This is a genomic window from Flavobacterium panacis (assembly GCF_024649945.1).
Lineage (GTDB): Bacteria > Bacteroidota > Bacteroidia > Flavobacteriales > Flavobacteriaceae > Flavobacterium > Flavobacterium panacis.
In genome coordinates this window covers 129,019-149,065 of record NZ_JANKMS010000006.1, presented here as the reverse complement: position 1 = coordinate 149,065, position 20,047 = coordinate 129,019, and the positions used below count along the sequence as shown (strand labels likewise).

Annotated in this window: 8 protein-coding genes; all 8 read right to left on the bottom strand. The window is 35.0% G+C overall.

Annotated elements, in window-relative coordinates; translation table 11 throughout:
- Positions 1–91 precede the first annotated feature (91 nt).
- The 8 genes from NQQ59_RS14225 to NQQ59_RS14190 all read right to left on the bottom strand — a co-directional run bounded on the left by NQQ59_RS14225 (position 92) and on the right by NQQ59_RS14190 (position 19,844).
- Positions 92–2,068: a RagB/SusD family nutrient uptake outer membrane protein gene (locus NQQ59_RS14225; RefSeq protein WP_144219559.1), complete on the bottom strand. Its 1,977-nt coding sequence runs from the start codon at positions 2,066–2,068 to the stop codon at positions 92–94.
- Positions 2,069–2,086: 18 nt separating this feature from the next.
- Positions 2,087–5,488, bottom strand: a complete 3,402-nt coding sequence (locus tag NQQ59_RS14220) for a SusC/RagA family TonB-linked outer membrane protein (RefSeq protein WP_144219558.1) — start codon at positions 5,486–5,488, stop codon at positions 2,087–2,089.
- 720 nt (positions 5,489–6,208) lie between these two features.
- On the bottom strand, positions 6,209–7,195 hold the full coding sequence (locus tag NQQ59_RS14215) for a pectinesterase family protein (protein WP_144219557.1): 987 nt from the start codon (positions 7,193–7,195) through the stop codon (positions 6,209–6,211).
- A 198-nt stretch (positions 7,196–7,393) separates the two neighbouring features.
- The gene (locus tag NQQ59_RS14210) at positions 7,394–9,409 is read right to left on the bottom strand and encodes an aceric acid hydrolase (RefSeq protein WP_144219556.1); all 2,016 of its coding nucleotides are present in this window, start codon (positions 9,407–9,409) and stop codon (positions 7,394–7,396) included.
- Between the two features lie 296 nt (positions 9,410–9,705).
- Entirely contained in the window at positions 9,706–12,156 is a 2,451-nt protein-coding gene (locus NQQ59_RS14205; RefSeq protein ID WP_144219555.1) for a pectate lyase family protein, read from the bottom strand.
- Positions 12,153–14,483: a DUF5703 domain-containing protein gene (locus tag NQQ59_RS14200; protein WP_144219554.1), complete on the bottom strand. Its 2,331-nt coding sequence runs from the start codon at positions 14,481–14,483 to the stop codon at positions 12,153–12,155. Before NQQ59_RS14200 ends, NQQ59_RS14205 begins: the two co-directional genes overlap by 4 nt.
- 254 nt (positions 14,484–14,737) lie before the next feature.
- Positions 14,738–16,171 (bottom strand): sialate O-acetylesterase, encoded by a 1,434-nt coding sequence (locus NQQ59_RS14195; RefSeq protein WP_144219553.1) that lies wholly within the window; start codon positions 16,169–16,171, stop codon positions 14,738–14,740.
- A 238-nt stretch (positions 16,172–16,409) separates the two neighbouring features.
- A complete protein-coding gene (locus NQQ59_RS14190) occupies positions 16,410–19,844 on the bottom strand; it encodes a glycosyl hydrolase (RefSeq protein WP_257698330.1) in 3,435 nt (1,144 codons plus the stop codon).
- Positions 19,845–20,047: the final 203 nt, after the last annotated feature.

Genomic DNA, 20,047 nt, shown 5'->3' with positions numbered 1-20,047 from the left:
TTAATTTCTGTTGTGGTAATTCTTTTTAAACAAATCACCTGTATCTTTTGACGGAATACAGGTGAAAAGTTTTATATTAATTTAAATAAATTTATTCTTGGTAATTGAACGTACCCGCTCCACCAAAATTATCATTCCAACCTATAGTTTGTAACAACCATGGGTTTGAAGTTAAAGCTGTTGTATTCAAACCATTAATATAATAGTTAGGATTAAACTTAATATTAACAGCAGCTCCATTAAAATTATCCATAGGAGTAACCAATGCTGTACGAATAAAGTTTGTGTTGTAGAATGTCGCCAAAGTTGCTAATTGAGCATTAAAATTTGCTGCATCCGGATCCGCTATTACACTTGCACGAGCAGTTGCCAAAGGATCTGTCGTTGCAGATGTTGTTGCAACTCTGTATTGTAAGAAGTTACCAGTACGTTTTGTTCCATTAATTGGAGTTAAACCTAATTTACTTACAGTACCTCCTGTAACTCCAGGTAAAACTTCATTATCATATAACATCCATCTTTGAACATCCCAAAAACGTTTTCCTTCGTAAGCTAATTCTACTCTTCTTTCATATAAAACAGCTTCAATAGCCTGATATTTATCAGACAATGTACCTATTCCATAATTGTTTGCAGCAGGAATACCAACACGATTTCTAATTCTTCCTAAATAATTTAAAGTATTACTTGTCTGACCTAAAGCTGCATAACATTCTGCAATATTTAATAATAACTCAGCATAGCGGTACTCAAAAATATCTGTACCAGAATACTGGAAGTTAGTTTCTTTACTAGCATTAGTATTAGTCATTTTTCTAATAAAAGCAGGGCTTGATATTGCAGTGTTTCCGTCTGAAAAACCTGCTTTATTAGCTCCATCTACCCAACGATATGCCCAAAGAACACTGTTTGGAGTTTCTTTACTTCCCCATTTAACTCCAGAAAAAGCAAAAGTTCTGTAGAATCTTGGATCTCTGTTAACGAAGAAAGTAAAATCGTTGTAACCATTTGCAGCGGTTGGCCTTCTACCATCTGCCATTGGAAATAAATCAATCATTTCTTTAGGAGCAGCAACTCCTCCTCCTGTACCTCCTAAGCTTAATAAACGAATTCCCTTTTCCCAAGAATTATTTATAGCCTGTGATGTAACACCAACTCCACAAAGTTGCACTGTGATAGCTTCTGAACAAAATGCATTATCAATCAAAAACATTTGTTCCCATTGTTTTGCAGTACTTCCATATAATCCATAACCATCAGCAGTCAATTGAGCTTCTGCTTCTAATCCAGCTTTTAAAGCAGCTTCCCAACGCTCGTTTGAACTATCCCAGCTTTTATTAAATAAAGGACTTGCAAATGTTAGAAGTACTCTCGATTTTTGTGCCATAGCCGCACCTTTAGTAAAACGACCATAAGCCCCAGAAACCCAGTTTCCAGGTAATAAACTTGCAGCCATATCTAGATCTTTTACAATTTGTGCTACAACTTCAGAAGGTTTAGCTCTTGGAATCTGAATAGATGGGTCATTAGCTGAAGCAGCCTGAACACTTGTAACTATAGGAACTCCTCCATAAACACGCATCAAATCAAAATATTGCATAGCACGCATGTAATACATTTGACCTTTTGCCTGATCACGAAATGTTTTATCCAAATTAGCACCTTTTACATCAATGTCTTCCAAGAAAGCATTACATTCTCTAATTCTATTGTATGGATGGTTGTTAATACTTGTTCCTAATTTTGCTCCATAATAACCACTTGCATCTTGTGAATTTATAATGGTTTTATTAGGATTTATAAAATCCTGTGTTCCCCCCAATTCCTCAGTCAATCGAGAATTGGCATCTGTATATGAGCCAATAATTGTTGAAGTTGGCGACTTGTACGCATTATAAAAATCGTAATATTGATTATCTACATATGCTTGTGCACGCTCTTGGGTCTGGTAGAATGTATCATCGTAAAAACCATAACCTTTCTTGTCTTTTAGAAAATCATCACTACAAGAAGCAGCACCTACAGCAAGTAATAGTGATAGTGTTATATATTTAAATGGTGTTTTCATAGTTTTTTTTTAGTTTGATTAGAATGATACGTTAAAATTAAGCGACCAAGTTCTAAGTGTAGGATAATTCACAGAAGAGTTATCATACATATTTCTATAATGATCTGGATAAGGATTGTATAAATCCCAAAGATTATTACCTGTAACACCTAAAGTTATAGCAGCAATTTTTGTATCTGCAAAAACTTTCTTAGGAATATCATAATTAAGGCTTAAGTTTCTAACAAAGCATCTGAAAGTATTCAACTGCCAAAAATCTGATGGGCTAGACATATAAGTCCATTGTGCAACGTTAGGATATTTACCATTTGGATTATCATCACTGTACATATCCTTCCAGAAACTCTCACGAGACCACATATTGTGTGCCGATGATGTACCTTGATTTACTAGGTCAACAAAATTAGCTCCTCCCCAAGAAGTTGATATTTGAGTTCTTAAAGAAAATCCGTCATATTTGAAACCTAAGTTTGTGACAATATTATAAGTTCTACTGCTGTTCGCTAATTTCACATAATCATTTTCTTTTATAATTTGACCATCAGCCCCTGACATTGTTCCATCTGGATTAAGCTGACCTGCAACATCCTGATAAGCCAAAGATCCTTTTCTCATTCCGGCAGCAGAATTAATATCAAAATATCTAGGTACACCTCCAACTGCAGTAGCACGCTCTGTTAAATATGCCCAATAATTTGCAATATCTTCATCTGTACGCAAAATACCATCTCCTGTAGATGTTCCTTTCCAAACTGCAAATCCCCATACTGGATTAAATGTTGAATAGCTCTCTCTTTTAGTTTGGTTAGATGGAACTAAATTTCCTTGATCAGGATACAACTTAATTTCATTATTGTCATAGCTAAAGTTGAATCCTACATTATAGCTCATATTACTTTTAATCTTATCACTCCAAGTAAGGCTAATTTCATGTCCCCATGCATCAATCCTACCATAGTTTTGTTCAGCATAAGCTCCTCCTACAGAAATTGGCACACCTACAGCACTACTCATGTCTGTTAACATTTCTTTATTTTTGTCATAATAGAAATCATAAGTCAGACTTAATCTGTTTTTCAACAAGTTAATATCAACTCCTACGTTATTTTTTATAGTAGTATCCCAAGTCACATCTCTATTTGGATTTACTCTAGGAGTTAAACCATTTCCATTCCATCCTCCACCACTAGTAGGGGTACCAGGACCGAATTGAAAACCTTTATCTACGATAAGATCATAATACTGCTCCCATCTCCATGGCATAATATTGTCTTTACCAGTTTTACCAATAGAGTAACGAACTTTAAAGAAGTCAACCCATGGTAAACTTTTTTCAAACCAATTTTCTTTAGACATTACCCAACCCACTTGAACAGATGGGAAAGTTCCCCAGTAATTTTCTGGTGCAAATTTTGTCGAAGCATCACTACGTAAAATAAATTGGAACAAATATTTTTGTTTGAAACTATAATTCAAACGTCCAAAATAAGAAAGCGTACCTCCTTCCACTTTTGTTGCCTGACTATTAGACTGACTTAAAGTACCAGCTGTACGATAGTCTCCTAAATAATCTTTCCCTGTTTGTTCGTATGCCAAACGTGTAAATGTACTATATACTTCTGAAGCTTCTCCACCTACCATTGCTCCAATTTGGTGATCTCCAAAAGTTCTATCATAGTTAATCAAGAAATCGCCTTGAGTACTCTTGCCATCAGTATTATTATAATAAACTCTTGAGTTTCTTACATTGGTTTCAAGAACATAACTTCCTGTTGGATTAGTAGTTGCATTATAGAAACTAGGATTAGCTGCACTTGCTAAGTGTCTATCCTGAAGTTGATAATCTCTAATTCTAACTAAATCGTATGGCAATTGAATTTGCTCATTATAAGTTGAGCTTTGATTTCTAGAATAGCTTACTTTGAAAGACAATCCTTTAACTGCTGCTACTTTATAATTTAATGAAGCATTTACATTAAATGTATTATCATCTGTAGTTTGATGTGAACCATTATTTAAATTTGCAAAATAGTTCCAACCTGCAATATTATTATTTGCATTTGCACTTCCGAAGTTTTTGTTTGAATTAGGAAATGGAGATACATAATATTGTTTTCCATCGTTTAAATTAACCTGCCAAGGCACATGTTGTGGCATGTGTAACAAGAATCCATAATCAGCTTGTTCTCCACCTGCAGCAGAACCATAACTACCATCACTAATATTAGACGATGCTTTAGTAAATGATTTATCGATAAATCCAACATTTCCAGAAACTGAAGCAGAAAAATCTAAATTCTTAGCAATTTTTGCATTAATTCCTGTACGGAAATTCCATTTCTCATACTTTTGATATCCTAAATTAGCATCTTGAGTTAAATATGTCGCACCAGCAAAATAGGTAATATCCTCACTACCACCACTCACGTTAAAAGAGTGCTTTTGTTGAATTGCAGGTCTCCAAGCTTCTTTCAACCAATTATAATTTAAACCTTTCATTTGCTCCAGTTCTGCATCTGAATATATAGTAGCTGGATCAATTACAGCCGGAGCTGCTATTCTTGACTTAAAATATCTATTACTAAAAACACCAAACTCATAAGCATTTAATACTTTACTATGACTAATAGCATCGTTTATTGCAAATTGGCTATTGTATGAGAATTTTGCTTTACCAGCTTTACCTCTTTTAGTTTTCACCACAATTGCTCCTTGTGAAGCACGTGAACCGTAAATAGCTGCAGAACCATCTTTTAAAACAGTAATACTTTCAATTTCAGAAGGATCTAATCTGTTAAACTGCTCTAATGTAGGCTTACCATTAGCAGGATCAATCTGAATCATATCATCAATAATTATCAAAGGAATACTAAAACCTCCATCTTTAGATAAACTGAATGTTTGACGAATTTCAAGACTCGCTGCCTCCCCTGGACGTCCAGATCCTCCAAGTACTTTAAGATTGGGAACTAATCCTTTTAATGCATCCGATAAATTGGTTACTGGCAAGTCCATTAAGTCATCGGCCTTAATAGTGGCGATAGCTCCTGTAAGCTCCTTTTTCTTCTGACTACCATAACCAACTACAACAATATTTTCTAATTGATTAAAATCGTCTTCCATTTTTGCATTAACGATAGAACGATTATTAAGAGGAATTTCGATTTTTTTCATTCCGATGAAAGAAAAAACTAATGTTCCTCCACTCTTAACTTTAATCTGGTATTTTCCATTGTAATCTGTAGTGACTGAATTTTTGGTCGACTTTTCAGTTACGTTAACTCCAGGCAATAGTCCTCCTAAATTGTCGGTAACTGTTCCTGTAACTGTAACTTGATTACTTGAGTTTTGAGCAAAACTCAGCACACTCATCAGTGTAAACAAAAGAAAACTACATCTTTTTATAAGTGCTTGTTTCATAAATGTTTTTTTTGGTTAGTTTATTAATTGTTAGTTAGTCATGTTAAACATGTTCCTTTAATATAATAAAATTTAACTTAAAGAAATCTTAAAGAATTTTATTAAATGTTTAAAACACATTTATTTTTTGTCTTCCAAAAATATAACGATGATACATTACAACCGTCCTGCTCTATCCTGTTTTAATCATATAATCTCAAAAAAAAAGACATAAAAAAAACAATATTAATAAAAATAAGATTGAAAAAGTATATGGAATAGAATATTCGAAACAAAAGTTTGCATAAAAACAAATTTAATATCCTATTTTGATTAAAAAATAATAAGATTTTTATCAAAAATAAACATTACTTAGTTATTCTGCAAAACCCCATACATGTTAACTGATTCATAACTTCTTACAAAAAAGCCATTTTTTACGAAAACGATAGAGTTAATTACTTAAAACTATTTTATTTTACACTAAAAAGGCTACAAAATCAATACAGGATAGTACAGGAATGTTTTAAAATAAACTAAAATTAAATCTGAATTTTTAAAAGTAATTTCTGATAAACAGAAAAAAAAGAAGCTTTTTCTATTTCTCTTTCTTTATTATAGTAAATAAAAATGCCTACTAATAGTAGACATAGTCTTTAATAGTAGGCACTTTAAGTGATTTATTTCTGTTTTCAAAAGCTATCGGAACTTCTTTTGATAAGCACTAAAACATGGAAGTTATTATTTATCATTCGGATTCCATCCATTCAAAACCAAATTTCTATCATATTTCTTAATGCCTTCTGTCATTAATTGATGCGACCATGATACACGCTGAGCCACATATTTAGCACTAGAACCTTTACTTCCATATTCAGCATAATAAGCTGTTTTATCTTTATCAGGAAATCTGGTATCAATCCATGCATTCCAACCTTCAGGAATAATATGCGAACCTATATCGGTATTGATGAAAACCGTTTGCGCATAAGGTCGCCAAGGTCTTCCCAAAAACACTTTGTCTACCGATTTGTCTTTAGCGGTAAGCTTACAATCTGTGAAAACAAAACCATAAGCCTGTCCTTGCGGAGTCGAAGCTGCTGTGATATAAGAATTTACTAAACTTTCAATTGTACATTTATAGAAGTAAGCTGTTGCAGCACCAAAAATAAAATCAGTTGTTCCATTAATGAAACAGTTTTCAAAATAAATTCGGGTATTTCCTTCTGATAAATAAAGTGTGTCCTGATTGGCTAATAGATTGCAATTCTTCACCATAACTCTATCACCTTTAATGTGAAGTGCAACCGCTTGTCCTACTCTTCCTGCTGTATTTTCAACAGTTAGATTTTCAAGTGTACAATCATTTCCCTTAATCATGAAAGAATACGAAGTTCCTGTTCCAAATTCTTTTTTCCCTGAAGGATCAGGTTCGCGAAGAGGTTTTCCAGAATAATCATCAAATGAAATAATAGTTTTATTTCTATCTGTTCCTTTTAAAGTAATAAAAGGTTTAGAAACCGGAATTTCTAACTTTTCAATATACTTTCCTGGCTTTATAGTGATTACAACTCGTTTTTCTGAATTGTCTTTTACATTATTTATCGCTTCTTGAATGGTTTTAAAATCTCCTGAACCATCCTGAGCCACGGTTAATGCCAATCTGTTATCTAGCGTTTGGGCTGATACAGAAAATGTTATTAAAAATAAAGCTAGAATATATTTCATAGTTTTTTATTTATTGATTTTGTTTTGTCACCTTGACGAAGGAAAGATCACACTAGAGATTCCGCTATCTTAATCGCCAATCTTTGTCGAGTTACGAGTGTGATTCCTCGTCCCTCGGAATGACAAACAGTACGATTAAAATCCGTTTTAATCCGCGTCTTTACGAAATAAATCCGTCCAATCCGCGTCCAAAAAAAATTAATGTGACATCCAAACCGTCATTTCACCTTGTCCTTTATTTCCCCAAGCAAAATACGGAACCAATTTTACATTCAACGATTTTCCGTCTTTTGAAATCGGTTTGTAAAGCATATGTTTCCATAAATTACTGTCTTCTTTTACAATCGAATTAGCTTCAATTGTAACTAATTTTCTGTTTTTCAATTCTGTAAAATCAGTTTTGAAATCAGAATTCAAGTTTAAAATCACATCATTTACACTTGTATTCGCTGGAAGCTGATCTGATTCTAAGCAATAAACCAGCGGTCCTCTTTTTACTGCAACTTGATTTTTAACTTCTTCCACTAATGGATTTGCTTCCATTAACTCAACTGGCATCGGAAGGTTCAATTCAATCACATCACCTTTTTTCCATTTTTGGTTTACTTTAAAATAAGAACCCGAAAAGATTTTACCCATAACCTGTGAATTATTTACAAAAATCTGGGCTCCTGAACCCCAACCTGGAATTCTTAAAAGAAAAGCATAATCTTCCTTTGGTGCTTTTACAATTTTCAAAGTTACTTTTCCATCCCAAGGATAATTGGTTTGCTGTTCAATTTCTAATGCTTCACCGCTTAATGTTTTTGTATTCAAATTATTACTTCCGTATAAATTCACATACAAACCTTCTTTCGAAAGATTGTAAGCGTAATTTCCAACTTCGGCAACAGTTCTCGTTACGTTGGGTGCACAGCAGTTTGATAAAGCAATATAACCTTCACGAACATTTCCCCATCTTTGGTGAAAAGGCAAATCATTTGAAACATTCAACGGATTGTTGTACAAGAATTTATCTCCTTCTAAATTCATTCCCGAAAGTACGCTGTTGTAAAGCGCCAATTCTACAATATCAGCATATTTGGCATCTCCCGTTATTTGAAGCATTCTCCAGTTCCACAACACATTTCCAATATTAGCACAAGTTTCTGTGTGAGCTGTTGCGTTTGGCAATTGGAAAGGTCTTCCATAAGCCTGATGAATCTTCTGAACCACAGTAGGATCATAAGAAGTTCCGTCTGGCGAAACTCCATCATACAATGAACCACAACCACCTGTAATGTACATTTTACGATACGTTACATCATCCCAAATAGATTCTAGATTATCTAATAATTTTTTTTCTCCCGTTTCTGCGTATAAATCAGCTACTCCTGCGTATAGGTAATTTGCTCTTACAGCGTGCCCCATCGCCGTTGTCTGTTGTCTGAATGGAACTCTATCCTGATTGTCGTCGGTTCCATCATTTGTGGTTCCTTTAATATCAATCAGATTATTAGCCAATTCTAAATATTTCGGATCTTTTACAGTTCTGTACATTTCAACAATTCCCATATAATGAGACGGACAAATCGCATTTCTAGCCAATTCTGGCGATGCTTTTTTGTAGAAATCATACAAGAAATCAGCAACTCCTTTAGCAATATTCAGGAAATTCGTTTTTCCTGTTGCACGATAATGAATACAAGCTGCAGTCATTAAATGTCCCATATTGTATTTTTCGAAACCCAATTGTTTTTTAACTTCTTCTGGACCTAAAGTTCCCCAGCGTTCGTCAATTAAAACTGGTGTATGAATATAACCATCTTTACGTTGTACTTTCGCGAACAGCGCAATGGCTTTATCCATTTCGGCATCCAGTTTTTTGTCTTTTGTAACGGCATAAGTTGCTGCCATTCCTTCAAAAATCTTGTAGAAATCACCATCATGAAAAGAAGGTCCTTTGAAAGTTCCTTTGTCCAATCCTGCTGCAATTTCGAAGTTTTTGTATGCATGAGAAGTTTCGCTATGATACAAATCCCACATGTAAGGTAAGGTATTTTTCGTTTCTACATCAAATTGTTCTTTCCAGAATCCATTGGTCCATTTTACGTCTTGCAAACCAACGCTTTGCAATTTAGAATAAGGACTTTGTGAATTCGCAACCAAACCTTTGTTTTGAGCAAAGATTACAGTTGAAAGAAATAAAGAGGATAGGATGATGTTCTTTTTCATTTTGAATGTTTTTTTGGTACGCGGATGAAACGGATTTACTTTGTAAAGACACAGATTAAACGCGGATTTTTATTTTCTAAATTTTGTTTCACGCTCCCGATAACTATCGAGATAAAAAGATTTAAGCTGATGGTCACAGATTTTTTTAATTGAATCTGCTTGATCTGCTAAATTTGCGAGAGATCTAATTTTTCCCGCAGATTCCGCAGATTTAACAGATATTTTTTATTTCTTCCCTTTTAGAATAAAATCTGTGCAGATCTGCCTCAATCAGCTAAATCTGCGTGAAATCATTTTTACTTCACAAAGAAATTAATAGTTCTGCTCATTGAATCTCCTTCAGCATCTTTTACTGTTACTACGAATGATGCAAAACCTTTATTTTCAGCTGTGAACTGAATTTCTTTTCCTTTTAAACTCACTTTCCCATTTTTAACTTCAGAGAAAGTGTAAACTGGTTTGTTGTCGTATCCTTTGAAAAAATCGGAAACTACTAAAGATTTTTTGTCTTTTAAATTGATGAAATAATGAGGCTGAGCTAACCAATCTAAATAATTATCCAATTGTGTAAATCCGTCTTTATCAACATCTGAATTCGCATCTGAGAAATCTCCCACTGGTGAATTTTCGTTTAAGCCAAAAGCTTTCTCCCACCAGTTTGGCAATCCATCATGATCTGTATCCCAATCTGATGAACGAGTTTCTGACGGAAAGTTTGGCCAACCTCCAGCATCTTCTTCGTTATCGATCATCCCGCCGTAACCGCTTTTACTTCCTTTATAAGTGAATGTTCCTTTTAAAGTTTCATCGATAATTCGGTTATCGTGTTTATCAAAATACGGCTGATTCGCACCAACATCAGAAAGTACATTTTTATAAGCTCCTTTAGCCGATTGCGTGTTTACATAAGATTCGAAAAATGGTTTTTCCACAAACGTTTCATAATTAACCATTTCTTTGTTCGTAACAGTCATTTTTCTTCCTTTATCTTGAGATTTCTCGTCAAAATAACCTGGCATTACATTTCCATTAAAAAAATAACGTTGCATACCTTTTCCAACACCTTCGTGTTGTGCATTCAAAGCCACAAAAATCTTAGTTGAAGCTCCTGGCTTGTAGTAGTTGTTTACGAAGTTTACTTCGTTTGCGCCACCATCAGTAGCTCTTTTTCCCCAGTTGTAAACTACGTTATTACGAATATCTAATCTTCCTGTATAAAATCCATCGCCGCTTAAACCACCGCCAATACTCCAGTTGCGGCCTTCGTTGTGTGCTAATAAATTGTGGTGAAAACTTCCAATATCACCACCAATTGTTGCCGCATATCCATGCATTTTTCCTGCTTCATATTTATCATGTCCAGCAACGTTTAAAGCCTCAGAAATTAAAGTTCGCTGTAATGTAATATGATGTGCACCACGCGAACTAAACGATTCATCAATCGTCCAGCTGATTGAACAGTGATCGATAATACTGAAATTAGCTCCCGTTAACCCCATTCCATCAAACGTTTTTCCTCCTCCAATTCTCACTTTCAAAAAGCGGATAACCCCTTCATTTCCTGTCAATCCAATCGGCGCTCTTGTAACTGTAATTCCTTCACCCGGCGCAGTCTGTCCAGCAATTGTAATATAAGGCTGATTTACCACCAATCTCGAAGCCAGTTTAATATTTCCCGAAACATTAAAAACAATTGTTCTAGGGCCAATTTCCTGATTAATAGCATCACGTAAACTTCCCGGTCCATCATCGTTCAAATTCGTAACCTCGATTACTTTTCCACCACGACCTCCAACAGCATAACGTCCGTAACCTTCTGCACCTGGAAAAGCTAATTGAGCAGGCTTAAACGACCAAACATTTCCTAAAGTTTCTTGTCCGTTATTATCTACTTCATCCACTCTCCAATAATAAGTTGAACCACTGTACAAATCAGAAACTGAGAAACTTTTATCAACTAATTTTCCTTTAAATTCTTTTGACGATTCTGTTGCATTTGCAACCGCATTTTGATCTACACCAAAATACAATTTATGAGCGACAACATTTTTTGGAGCCTCCCATTTTAGAATCACATTTTTAGATACTTCAACATGTTCATCTCTGTTTGCAGGTTCTGGAGTACGCGCCTGATTCATTAAGTTTGGCGTATCCAATTCAAAACCATTCACAACGATTTGTTTTACAACATCTGGATTGTTTGTTGGATCAATTTCAAAACGAACTACAACATCTTTTCCTTTTTCTGCATTGAATGTAATATAAGCCATTGCAGCATCAACTTTTGCATTAGCTCTCTGGCTCGCATTTACAGTTTCCAGAAGTTTTCCGTTTACGAAGATCTTTATCGGAGAAAAAGTTTTTCCAGTAATGACATCAAAAGCATTATGAAACGTCAAAAGTGTATGTTTTCCTGCTTTTAAACCGCTAATTTTCAGTTCTAAATTTTCAGCTGTAATCAAACCATCACTTCCTAATCTATTGTAATAAGGAGCGCTCATTCCTACCTTGTACCATTTTGAAGTGAAGTTTCCTTTTAACTTAAAAGTCACTCCGTTAAAAGTTTTCTGATCCTCTTTATTTTCATTGATCACCCACGAATCGTAACTTGGATCGTGAACTTCTTCCAATCTTCTCTGGAAAAAGTCAAAATCGACTTTTACAACCTGTTTATCGGTATTTTGTGCGTGCCCATTTGCTGTCAAAAGCATTGCCAAAGCAAAAGAGCTAACTAATTTCTTAATCATTTTATGGTAATTTTTTCAGTTTCTGATTTTCCAATCAGGTTTATAATGTCCTTTTTTCTTTCTTCAGGAACTACTTTTAAAACCTTTACTTCTCCATTAATCAATTCAGCTTCAATCGTAGTGTTTTGTTTCGCATGTAATTTAAAATGAACATTCCATTCTTTTGGCCAAGCTGGGAAAAGATAGATTTTTCCGTCTGCTTCTTGTAAAAGCATTTCCTGCATGCCAATCATTCCCGAACCGCCCCAATTATGATCTGGAACCCAGTCAAAACCTGGTCCCCAAAATGCTGGAAAACGTCGGTCTGAATTGGCCATTTTTAATTTATTGTATTTTGCTGCTTCATTGGTCAATCCTAAACGAGCTGCGAAAATATTATCTTGTTTCCAACCCACGTGACTTCTGAATTTCAAAGCATCCGGATCGTATTTCCATGTATTTAAAGCCGTTTCTAAATCTGGTTTTCCAATACCATAAATTCCCCACGGATAAACAGGATATAATTGTGGTACTTCCGTATTATTAACACGTTCCCAAGTTTTAGCAGGAAGCAATACTTTATGATTTTCAATTTGCCCAAAATTCAAAGGCGGAATTCTCGTTTGAAATGCTTTTAAATATTCAACGTCTTCTTTTGACAATTCATTCGCTGAAAGGTTTAAAAGACTTTCTGTAATAACTTGTAAAGCCGAAATCGTACTATTCGAGTTATTTGTCATTTTGTAAGTTTCAGCAGCTGAACCTGGAAAAAGAACTAATTTTCCGTTTCCATCCAAAGCTTTTCTACCTCTTTGCTTCGCTAAATATTGATAATGCTCGTCAAAAAAACGAAGACAACTTATGATAAATGGATTGTATTTCTGAATATCTTCTTTAGCATATTCTTTCTGCTGCAACATCATTTGGCAGAACTCTAAAACGGTATCCCATTCGTATTCCAACCAAGCATTGTATTCCATTCCCGGATCGTAATCTGCAGGACGTTTCCATTCGTATTCAGCAGGATTTGGAAGTCCGAAATTTTCTAATTGTTCTGTGAAAGATGCTCCGTTATGTTTCCAATAGACTTTACTGCGTAATTCGGCATTTTTTTGCAAATCCAAATAAAAGCTCAATTGCGATTTCATCATATCAAAATCACCGCTTTTTATCATCGGAAAATAAACCAATCGCTGATTCTGAGCGGTCATCGTTCCTCCTCCCCAATTTCTGAAATCGGGTGTAAAATTCAGGTCTTTATTCGTGTAAACAGGATCAACTGTAAAAAGTCCACCGTTGAATTTCGTTGGATATTTTCCGTACGCATTACATCCCAACATGTATCGGAACAACTGATAATTTTGTCCAATTTGATAAACCGAATCTTTCTCAATCGATTGATTTTTTTGTGTAAAAATAAAACTGCGGTTCCAGAAATTATTCCACCACTTTATAGTGTTTTTCTCGGCTTGTTTCGCTGTGTTTTTATTTTCAGCAATTAAATTTTTCAATCCGTTATTCCAAGTTGGAAAATCAGATTGATCAGTGTTTAAATAAATTTCTAACGAATGCTTTTTTGAAGGTTTAATGCTCGTTAAATTAAAACCTTTGAAATCGGTATCTTGATATTTTCCTAAATAAGTTCCATCTGGTTTTAAGTTATCGCCTTTCATGAATCCACCGAAAGTTAAATTGGCAATCGGATTCATCATTTGATCTTTAACCGATTCCATTTTCTGTTGTTTTACAGCAACATCAAAGACGGTTTGTTCACGGTTTCTGTGATAAAATTTAAGTCCGTTATTTTCAAAAGCAATCGAATCTTTAAAATTAATTAAATCTCCCTGAGGCGCCCATTTATAAGAATTGGCATTATTTTCTTTTCCTTTTGAAATACGATTCTGATAACGCCAGCTTTCATAAGAAGCCGTCATTTTTAACGGATTTTTACTTTCTAAATCAACATGAATAATCGGTTTAAAAACATCCACCCAAAGTTTGATTTTGGTATCAATTTGTCCAACTAAAACGTAACCGTCTTTTAGTTTCAATTCCTGACGAAAACCCTCTGTCCCTTCAAATGGATTCGGACTTAAAGTGATTTTCACACGACCTAATTTCAATAAAGTATTGTGTTCATCAAAAGTGCCGCTTCGAGAAAAATAGAAATATAAATCTCCTTTTTCTACCCAGACATTCATACCAATATCACCGCCACCCAAAGGCATAGATTCGGATGAATTTGTGCTTTGAGTTGTCCAGACTTGATTGTAAGTATCAAGTACGGGAATCTGCGCTTTAAGGCAAAGCGTTGTGAAGAAAAGTATAAATAGTATTTTATTTCTCATCGTTTTCTTTCCTGCAAGGTTTTAAAAACCTTGTAAGTATTAATTTTTATTTTTCTCTCGCTCCCGATAACTATCGGGATGACAGATTCAGCTGATTATATTTTATCTGCAAGATCTGCTAAATCTGCGAGAGCTATAATTCCAATCTTTGTAGAGCTACTTGCGGAGATTTGCTTCGCCTATTCGCTATTGCTCGGGTCTCGTTCCTCGAAATTACAAACTGTATGTCAATTCACAATTAACCATTATAAAAATTACCACTCGTCTGTTCTAAACGAAGAAACCGGCAACCCTCCTGCGCTAAACAATTCCGCTTTGGCGAAATCTTTCCATAAATATCGTATTACAACTGGTTTCTTTACTTTATCAGAAGTTAAAACCACCGATTTTCTTCTTACAACTGTTTTCGCTGGATAAAAAACTTTGTCTTCGCCTGCTATTTCAAAGCCTGTCACTTCTTTTTCATAAGAAGTAATGCCATTTGCCACATCATCAAAAGAAACCGTTACAGCACCGTCTTTTATCTCCATCGATTTGTATTTCGGGCTTTCGAATTCGAAACCTTCAATTCCATATGTTCTTGCCAAAGCCTGAAAAGCCAAACGGTTTCCTCCTTTTTCTTTGTCCATTGGGTGAATGTTATTTTCTTCTCCAACGTCCATTAAAACTGCCATTGCCGAATTAGAAATTTCTTTTGAAGCCTTAAACTGCGCCTCTCTCAAATAAGCTGAATTGTATTTTTCTAGATAATCTTTTGGATGAAATGAAGCATAATTAAACGGCGCAATTTGAGCGAAATAAAAAGGAAAATCTCCCTGATTCCACATCGTTCTCCAACTGCTTACCATTTTTTTCATTAAAGCGGTGTATTCATTAGCTCTTTCGTAATTCGATTCTCCCTGATACCAAATACAACCTTTGATTCCGTAGCCAATTACAGGCGAAAGCATTCCATTAAACAAAGTCGTTGGAACACGATTTGGATCTTTGGCTAATTCTTCTTTTGTAGTCGGAATTTTAGCGCTTGCGAAATCTTTAAGCATTTCCTTGTTCATCCATGCTTCCATACTTGAACCTCCGTAAGAAACATGAATCAATCCAACCGGAACATTCAAAACTTCCTGTAAAAGTGATCCAAAATACCAAGCCGTCGCACTAAAATTGGATGTCGATTTTGGAGAAGCTTCTTCCCATTTTCCTTCAAAATCGTCTTTTGGTTCTAAAACCGTCGCACGCGGAATCGTAATTAAACGAATATTTTTATTGGTTGATCTTACAATGATTTCGTTTCCGTTTCTAACAGGTTGCCCTTGAAAACCTTTCAAAGGCATTTCCATATTCGATTGTCCGGAACAAAGCCAAACTTCTCCAATTAAAATGTTTTTAATCGTTACTTTTTCAGTTCCTTCTGTTACTTCAATTGTAAATGGTCCGCCTGCAACTGGTGTTTGCAATTCTGTTTTCCATTTACCCGAAGCATCGGCTTTAGTTTTGTAGCTTTTAGAATTCCACGATGTTTTGATCGTGACGTTTGCATTCTTTTCCGCCCAGCCCCAAATTGGTGCGTTTGATTTTTGCTGTAGCATCATGTTGTCTGTAAACAATGCAGGCATTTTGATTTTTGCATTGATTTGGAGACTTGCTAAAAATGCAATTACAATAACAGAAATGTGTTTAAAATTTTTCATTTTATTTATCCTTAAATTTTCAAAAGATGTGTCGCTCCTCTGGAGCTTAACTACTCTTCTTTTATTATTTTCTATAAATATTTCGCTCTTCCAGAGCTTTTCTATCTCTATTATTATTCTTAAAAAAAATGTCTGTATTTTCTATATATATTCTATCCTGCACAAGTCCCAGAGGGACGAAATATTTATAGAATAAACAATACCATCATACAAAAGCTCCAGCGGAGCGAAATATGAATTATTTTTCTTTCAGAATCGTTATCGGCCTCAATAATCCCGCTTTCAACAATGGATTTACTTCCAGCCTAAATGGTGCTGTCGTCCAAGTTAACCTTTCTTCTTTTGGTAAATTTTGATCACCAATTAATCGGTTTGCCCACGTATTGGTCACTTTTATTACAATTATATTTTTTCCTTTTTGTAAGGCATTCGAAATATCTGTTTTGAAAGGGAAAGTCCATAGCGTTCCGCAATCTTTTCCGTTGATTGAAACTTCGGCAATATTGGCAATTTCACCTAAATCAAGCCAGATTTTATTGGTGTCTTTTCCTTTCCAAACAAATTCTTTTTTATAAATAACAGTTCCTGAATAATGCTTAATTTGATCATTTTCAGAAGTACTCCAATCAAAAAGTTTATTTGTTTTTATGACTTCTTTTGGACCTTTAAATTCTGGATCAAATTGAAGTTCCCAGTTTTCATCTAAAACCTGAACTTTTTCAAATTCAGCTGTTTTTCCTTGAGCTAAAACTTCTTTTGCTTCTTCTTTAAAAATTACAAAACCAGATTCGTTTGCCTCTAAAGTTAAAAAAACAATTGTTCTTCCGTTTTCTATTTTCCAATTGGTTACAGCCGAAGTTTTGTCCGTAACAGGATTGTACCATTGTGGAACTTTTCCAGCTATTCTGAAAGAAGCATCAAATGTTCTTTTTTGTTCTTTTTGATTCGAAAGAAAATATACCTCTTCTTTATCTGCTTTTCTGTGCGCCCAAGCAATCGTTTCTGAATCGGCTCTATTTAAATTTGGAAAATAAACATCTTGAGTGATTCCGATTGAAGCAAAATCGTTTCCTAAATAAGGTAATTTGACAACTGTTCCTTTTCCGATTTTCCATGAAGATGAATTGGCGTTATTCCAAATTTCATCAATCACATGCTGCCATTTCTTTTGATCTGATTCTGATTGAATTCCCGGCTGAATCGTTGGTTTTTCATCTACAAAAATCGTAGCTCCGTCTTTTAGCAATTGCAGGATTTTTTCGGCGGAAGCCAAAGATAAAATTTTATTCGGCGCCATTTTATGACTTCCCGGAAACAGTAAAGCTCCGTATTCGATTCCGCCTTCAAACGTTACTTTTCCGTTTACGACTTTTGCTCGGTTGATTAAAACATCTGCATTAAAAGAATCGTATTGATAACCATTTAAAGCGTTAATCCATTGTGATAAATCAGTAATGTTTTTAGAATAAGTGACTTCTTTTGGCATTTTTGCTGTTGGTTGACCATCATTTTCTAAACGGATTTTCTCGCTTTCTAACCTTTCCTTTCCAAAAACATTCGGAATAAACTGCACCAAACGATCTGGAACAAAAGAACGCGAAGGAAAATCTTCTCCAATAAAAACCGCCAAATCAATTACAGGTTTTCCTTTCTGCAATTGAAATTGTACTCTTTGGCAATAATCAAACCAAGCTTTTCCGGGTTTCCACCACGTTTGATCTCTCTGAAAAAAAGTTCCGATATCGTCTAAAGTCATTCCCGGCTTTCTGTCCGTCCACGGATTATGTACAAAAACGTGGTAAAATAAACGATTGATTCCTAAAGCATAATTTCGGTCAGCGGTTGTTTTTAAATTTCCAGGATGTTCGTCCCAATCCATGCGCAAAGCCGTGAAAGATTCTGCCTGAATAATGTCTTTTCCGTAAATATGTCCGCCCGAAATCGCATCCACCATATCAAAAGGTTTGTCGTGTGTTGGACTTTTCAGCCAAAATTCACCGCCCGGATAATCTACATATTTGTAATGTAATAAAGCATCGCTCATCATGGTTGGAGCGACATTTTCAGAACTTAATTTGACTTTATATTCTTTGGCAATTTGAGCGACAGTTCCGTAGAAATTATCTGCTACTAAATCGCCAATTGTTTTTCTAACATCGTATAAAACTTTCTCTGAAAAATCGGCACTTTCTAATGGAATTCCAGCCATTACAGGCAAATATTCCAAAATATCATAACCACGTCTCTTTTTAAATTCAGTCTGAAAAACCGAAGACCAGTTTTGACTTCCGCATTCCCAACTATCAAAATGAAGAATTGCCAAAACTCTTGAAGCCAATTCTGGACCAGCAGAACGAACCGCTTCTCCAAACCAATGATCCAATTGAAAACGAATTAATTCGGGATTAAATTTATCTACTTCTAATCCTTTTCCTGCTCCACCTGTTGCATTTTCGTGTCCTGTCGAAGTATGTCCCATTCGGATAATTTTCCATTTTCCTTTTGGGGCTTTCCAATTCAGGTTTCCGCCAGCATCAACAAAATTGGAAATATTGATTATTTCTGATTTTTTGAATGCATCTGTATTCGGAATTTGTTTTTCTGTAGTTTCTGGAGTCAAACGCCAAATCGCGCCTGATTTTCCTTCGTAATTATTGATTAAGGACTGATTTGAAAGTGTAATTTTACTCACTTTCAGATTTTGTTTCCATTTCGCAAAATCCAAATCTTCTGCTCCTGGTTCTGTTCCTACTGGATCATAAACAAATCTGAAATATTTTGCTGTAACTGGTGTAATTGTATGTGTATTTGGAAAATCCATATCCTGCCAACCGTGACGAGGTGCAATCAATCTTTCGTGGAATTTAAAATGAACTCCGTCATCACTTACTTCGACAATTAAGCGCTGCGCTTGATAATCTCTTCCTTTGGTTTCAATTACAATTGATTTACAGGTAAAAGGCTGTGCAAATTCGTACTGAATCCAACCTGCATCGGAAAATTTGAAGTTTTCATCTTTTTTAGGATCAGCCAAAAACGAAGCATCTGTATTGTTTGATGTCGTTACTTTTGGCAATTGAATCTGAGAAGTCTTTTGATATTCTTTTATCGGAAGAGCAAAAACTGCAATGTCTTTATAATAATCTTTATAATGCTCTGGAACAGGAAGTTTTGAAACGACTTTTTTTCCACCTAAAATTTCTGTTGTTGACCAAACTACTCTCTGCATCGACATTTCAGGCTTAATCCACGGACCACCTGCAACAGCAAATCCGTCTGCTCCGTGAAAAGCGAGTTTTAAACCTAAACGATCTGCTTCTTTGAAAGCCCAGTTAATCATATCCCAAAATTCGGGTGTCAACTGTAAAACAGGCGGATCAATCAATGGCGGATTTGCTGGACCTTTGATGGTCATTAAATAAGCGCCTGCAATTCCGTTTTGTTTCATGGCTTCTAAATCGGCTGTGATTCCTGCTTTAGAATACGCCGATTTCATCCAATACCAATACACCCAAGTCTTTGAGGATTCTAATGTTGGCTGAAAAGATTCTTTTTTATGGAATTCCTGCGCAGAGACGATGCTTGCGAGAAGCAAAAACATTGCAGTCCAAAGTTGGAAAGCCAAAAGTCGAAAGTCCTTTGCAAAAAGAAAAAATGGTTTACGGTTAGACATTTTTATATTTTAATTCAATTTAATCTTCTTTAATTTTTTAAAATCTGCTTGATCTGCAAAATCTGCGGGAAAATTTTACTCTCGCAGATTTTGCAGATTTAAGGGATTTTTTTCTCTTAGTAAACCCGACAGGTTTTAAAAACCTGTCGGGTTTGATGTATTTATAACATAGCCAATGGTTTCAACCATTGGGATTCAACGTA

Bases quoted from the DNA above. Each gene is read 5' to 3' on its own strand.
- NQQ59_RS14225 (WP_144219559.1), bottom strand. From the start codon at position 2,068: ATGAAAACACCATTTAAATATATAACACTATCACTATTACTTGCTGTA.
- NQQ59_RS14205 (WP_144219555.1), bottom strand. From the start codon at position 12,156: ATGATTAAGAAATTAGTTAGCTCTTTTGCTTTGGCAATGCTTTTGACA.
- NQQ59_RS14200 (WP_144219554.1), bottom strand. From the start codon at position 14,483: ATGAGAAATAAAATACTATTTATACTTTTCTTCACAACGCTTTGCCTT.
- NQQ59_RS14190 (WP_257698330.1), bottom strand. From the start codon at position 19,844: ATGTCTAACCGTAAACCATTTTTTCTTTTTGCAAAGGACTTTCGACTT.
- NQQ59_RS14195 (WP_144219553.1), bottom strand. From the start codon at position 16,171: ATGAAAAATTTTAAACACATTTCTGTTATTGTAATTGCATTTTTAGCA.
- NQQ59_RS14220 (WP_144219558.1), bottom strand. From the start codon at position 5,488: ATGAAACAAGCACTTATAAAAAGATGTAGTTTTCTTTTGTTTACACTG.
- NQQ59_RS14215 (WP_144219557.1), bottom strand. From the start codon at position 7,195: ATGAAATATATTCTAGCTTTATTTTTAATAACATTTTCTGTATCAGCC.
- NQQ59_RS14210 (WP_144219556.1), bottom strand. From the start codon at position 9,409: ATGAAAAAGAACATCATCCTATCCTCTTTATTTCTTTCAACTGTAATC.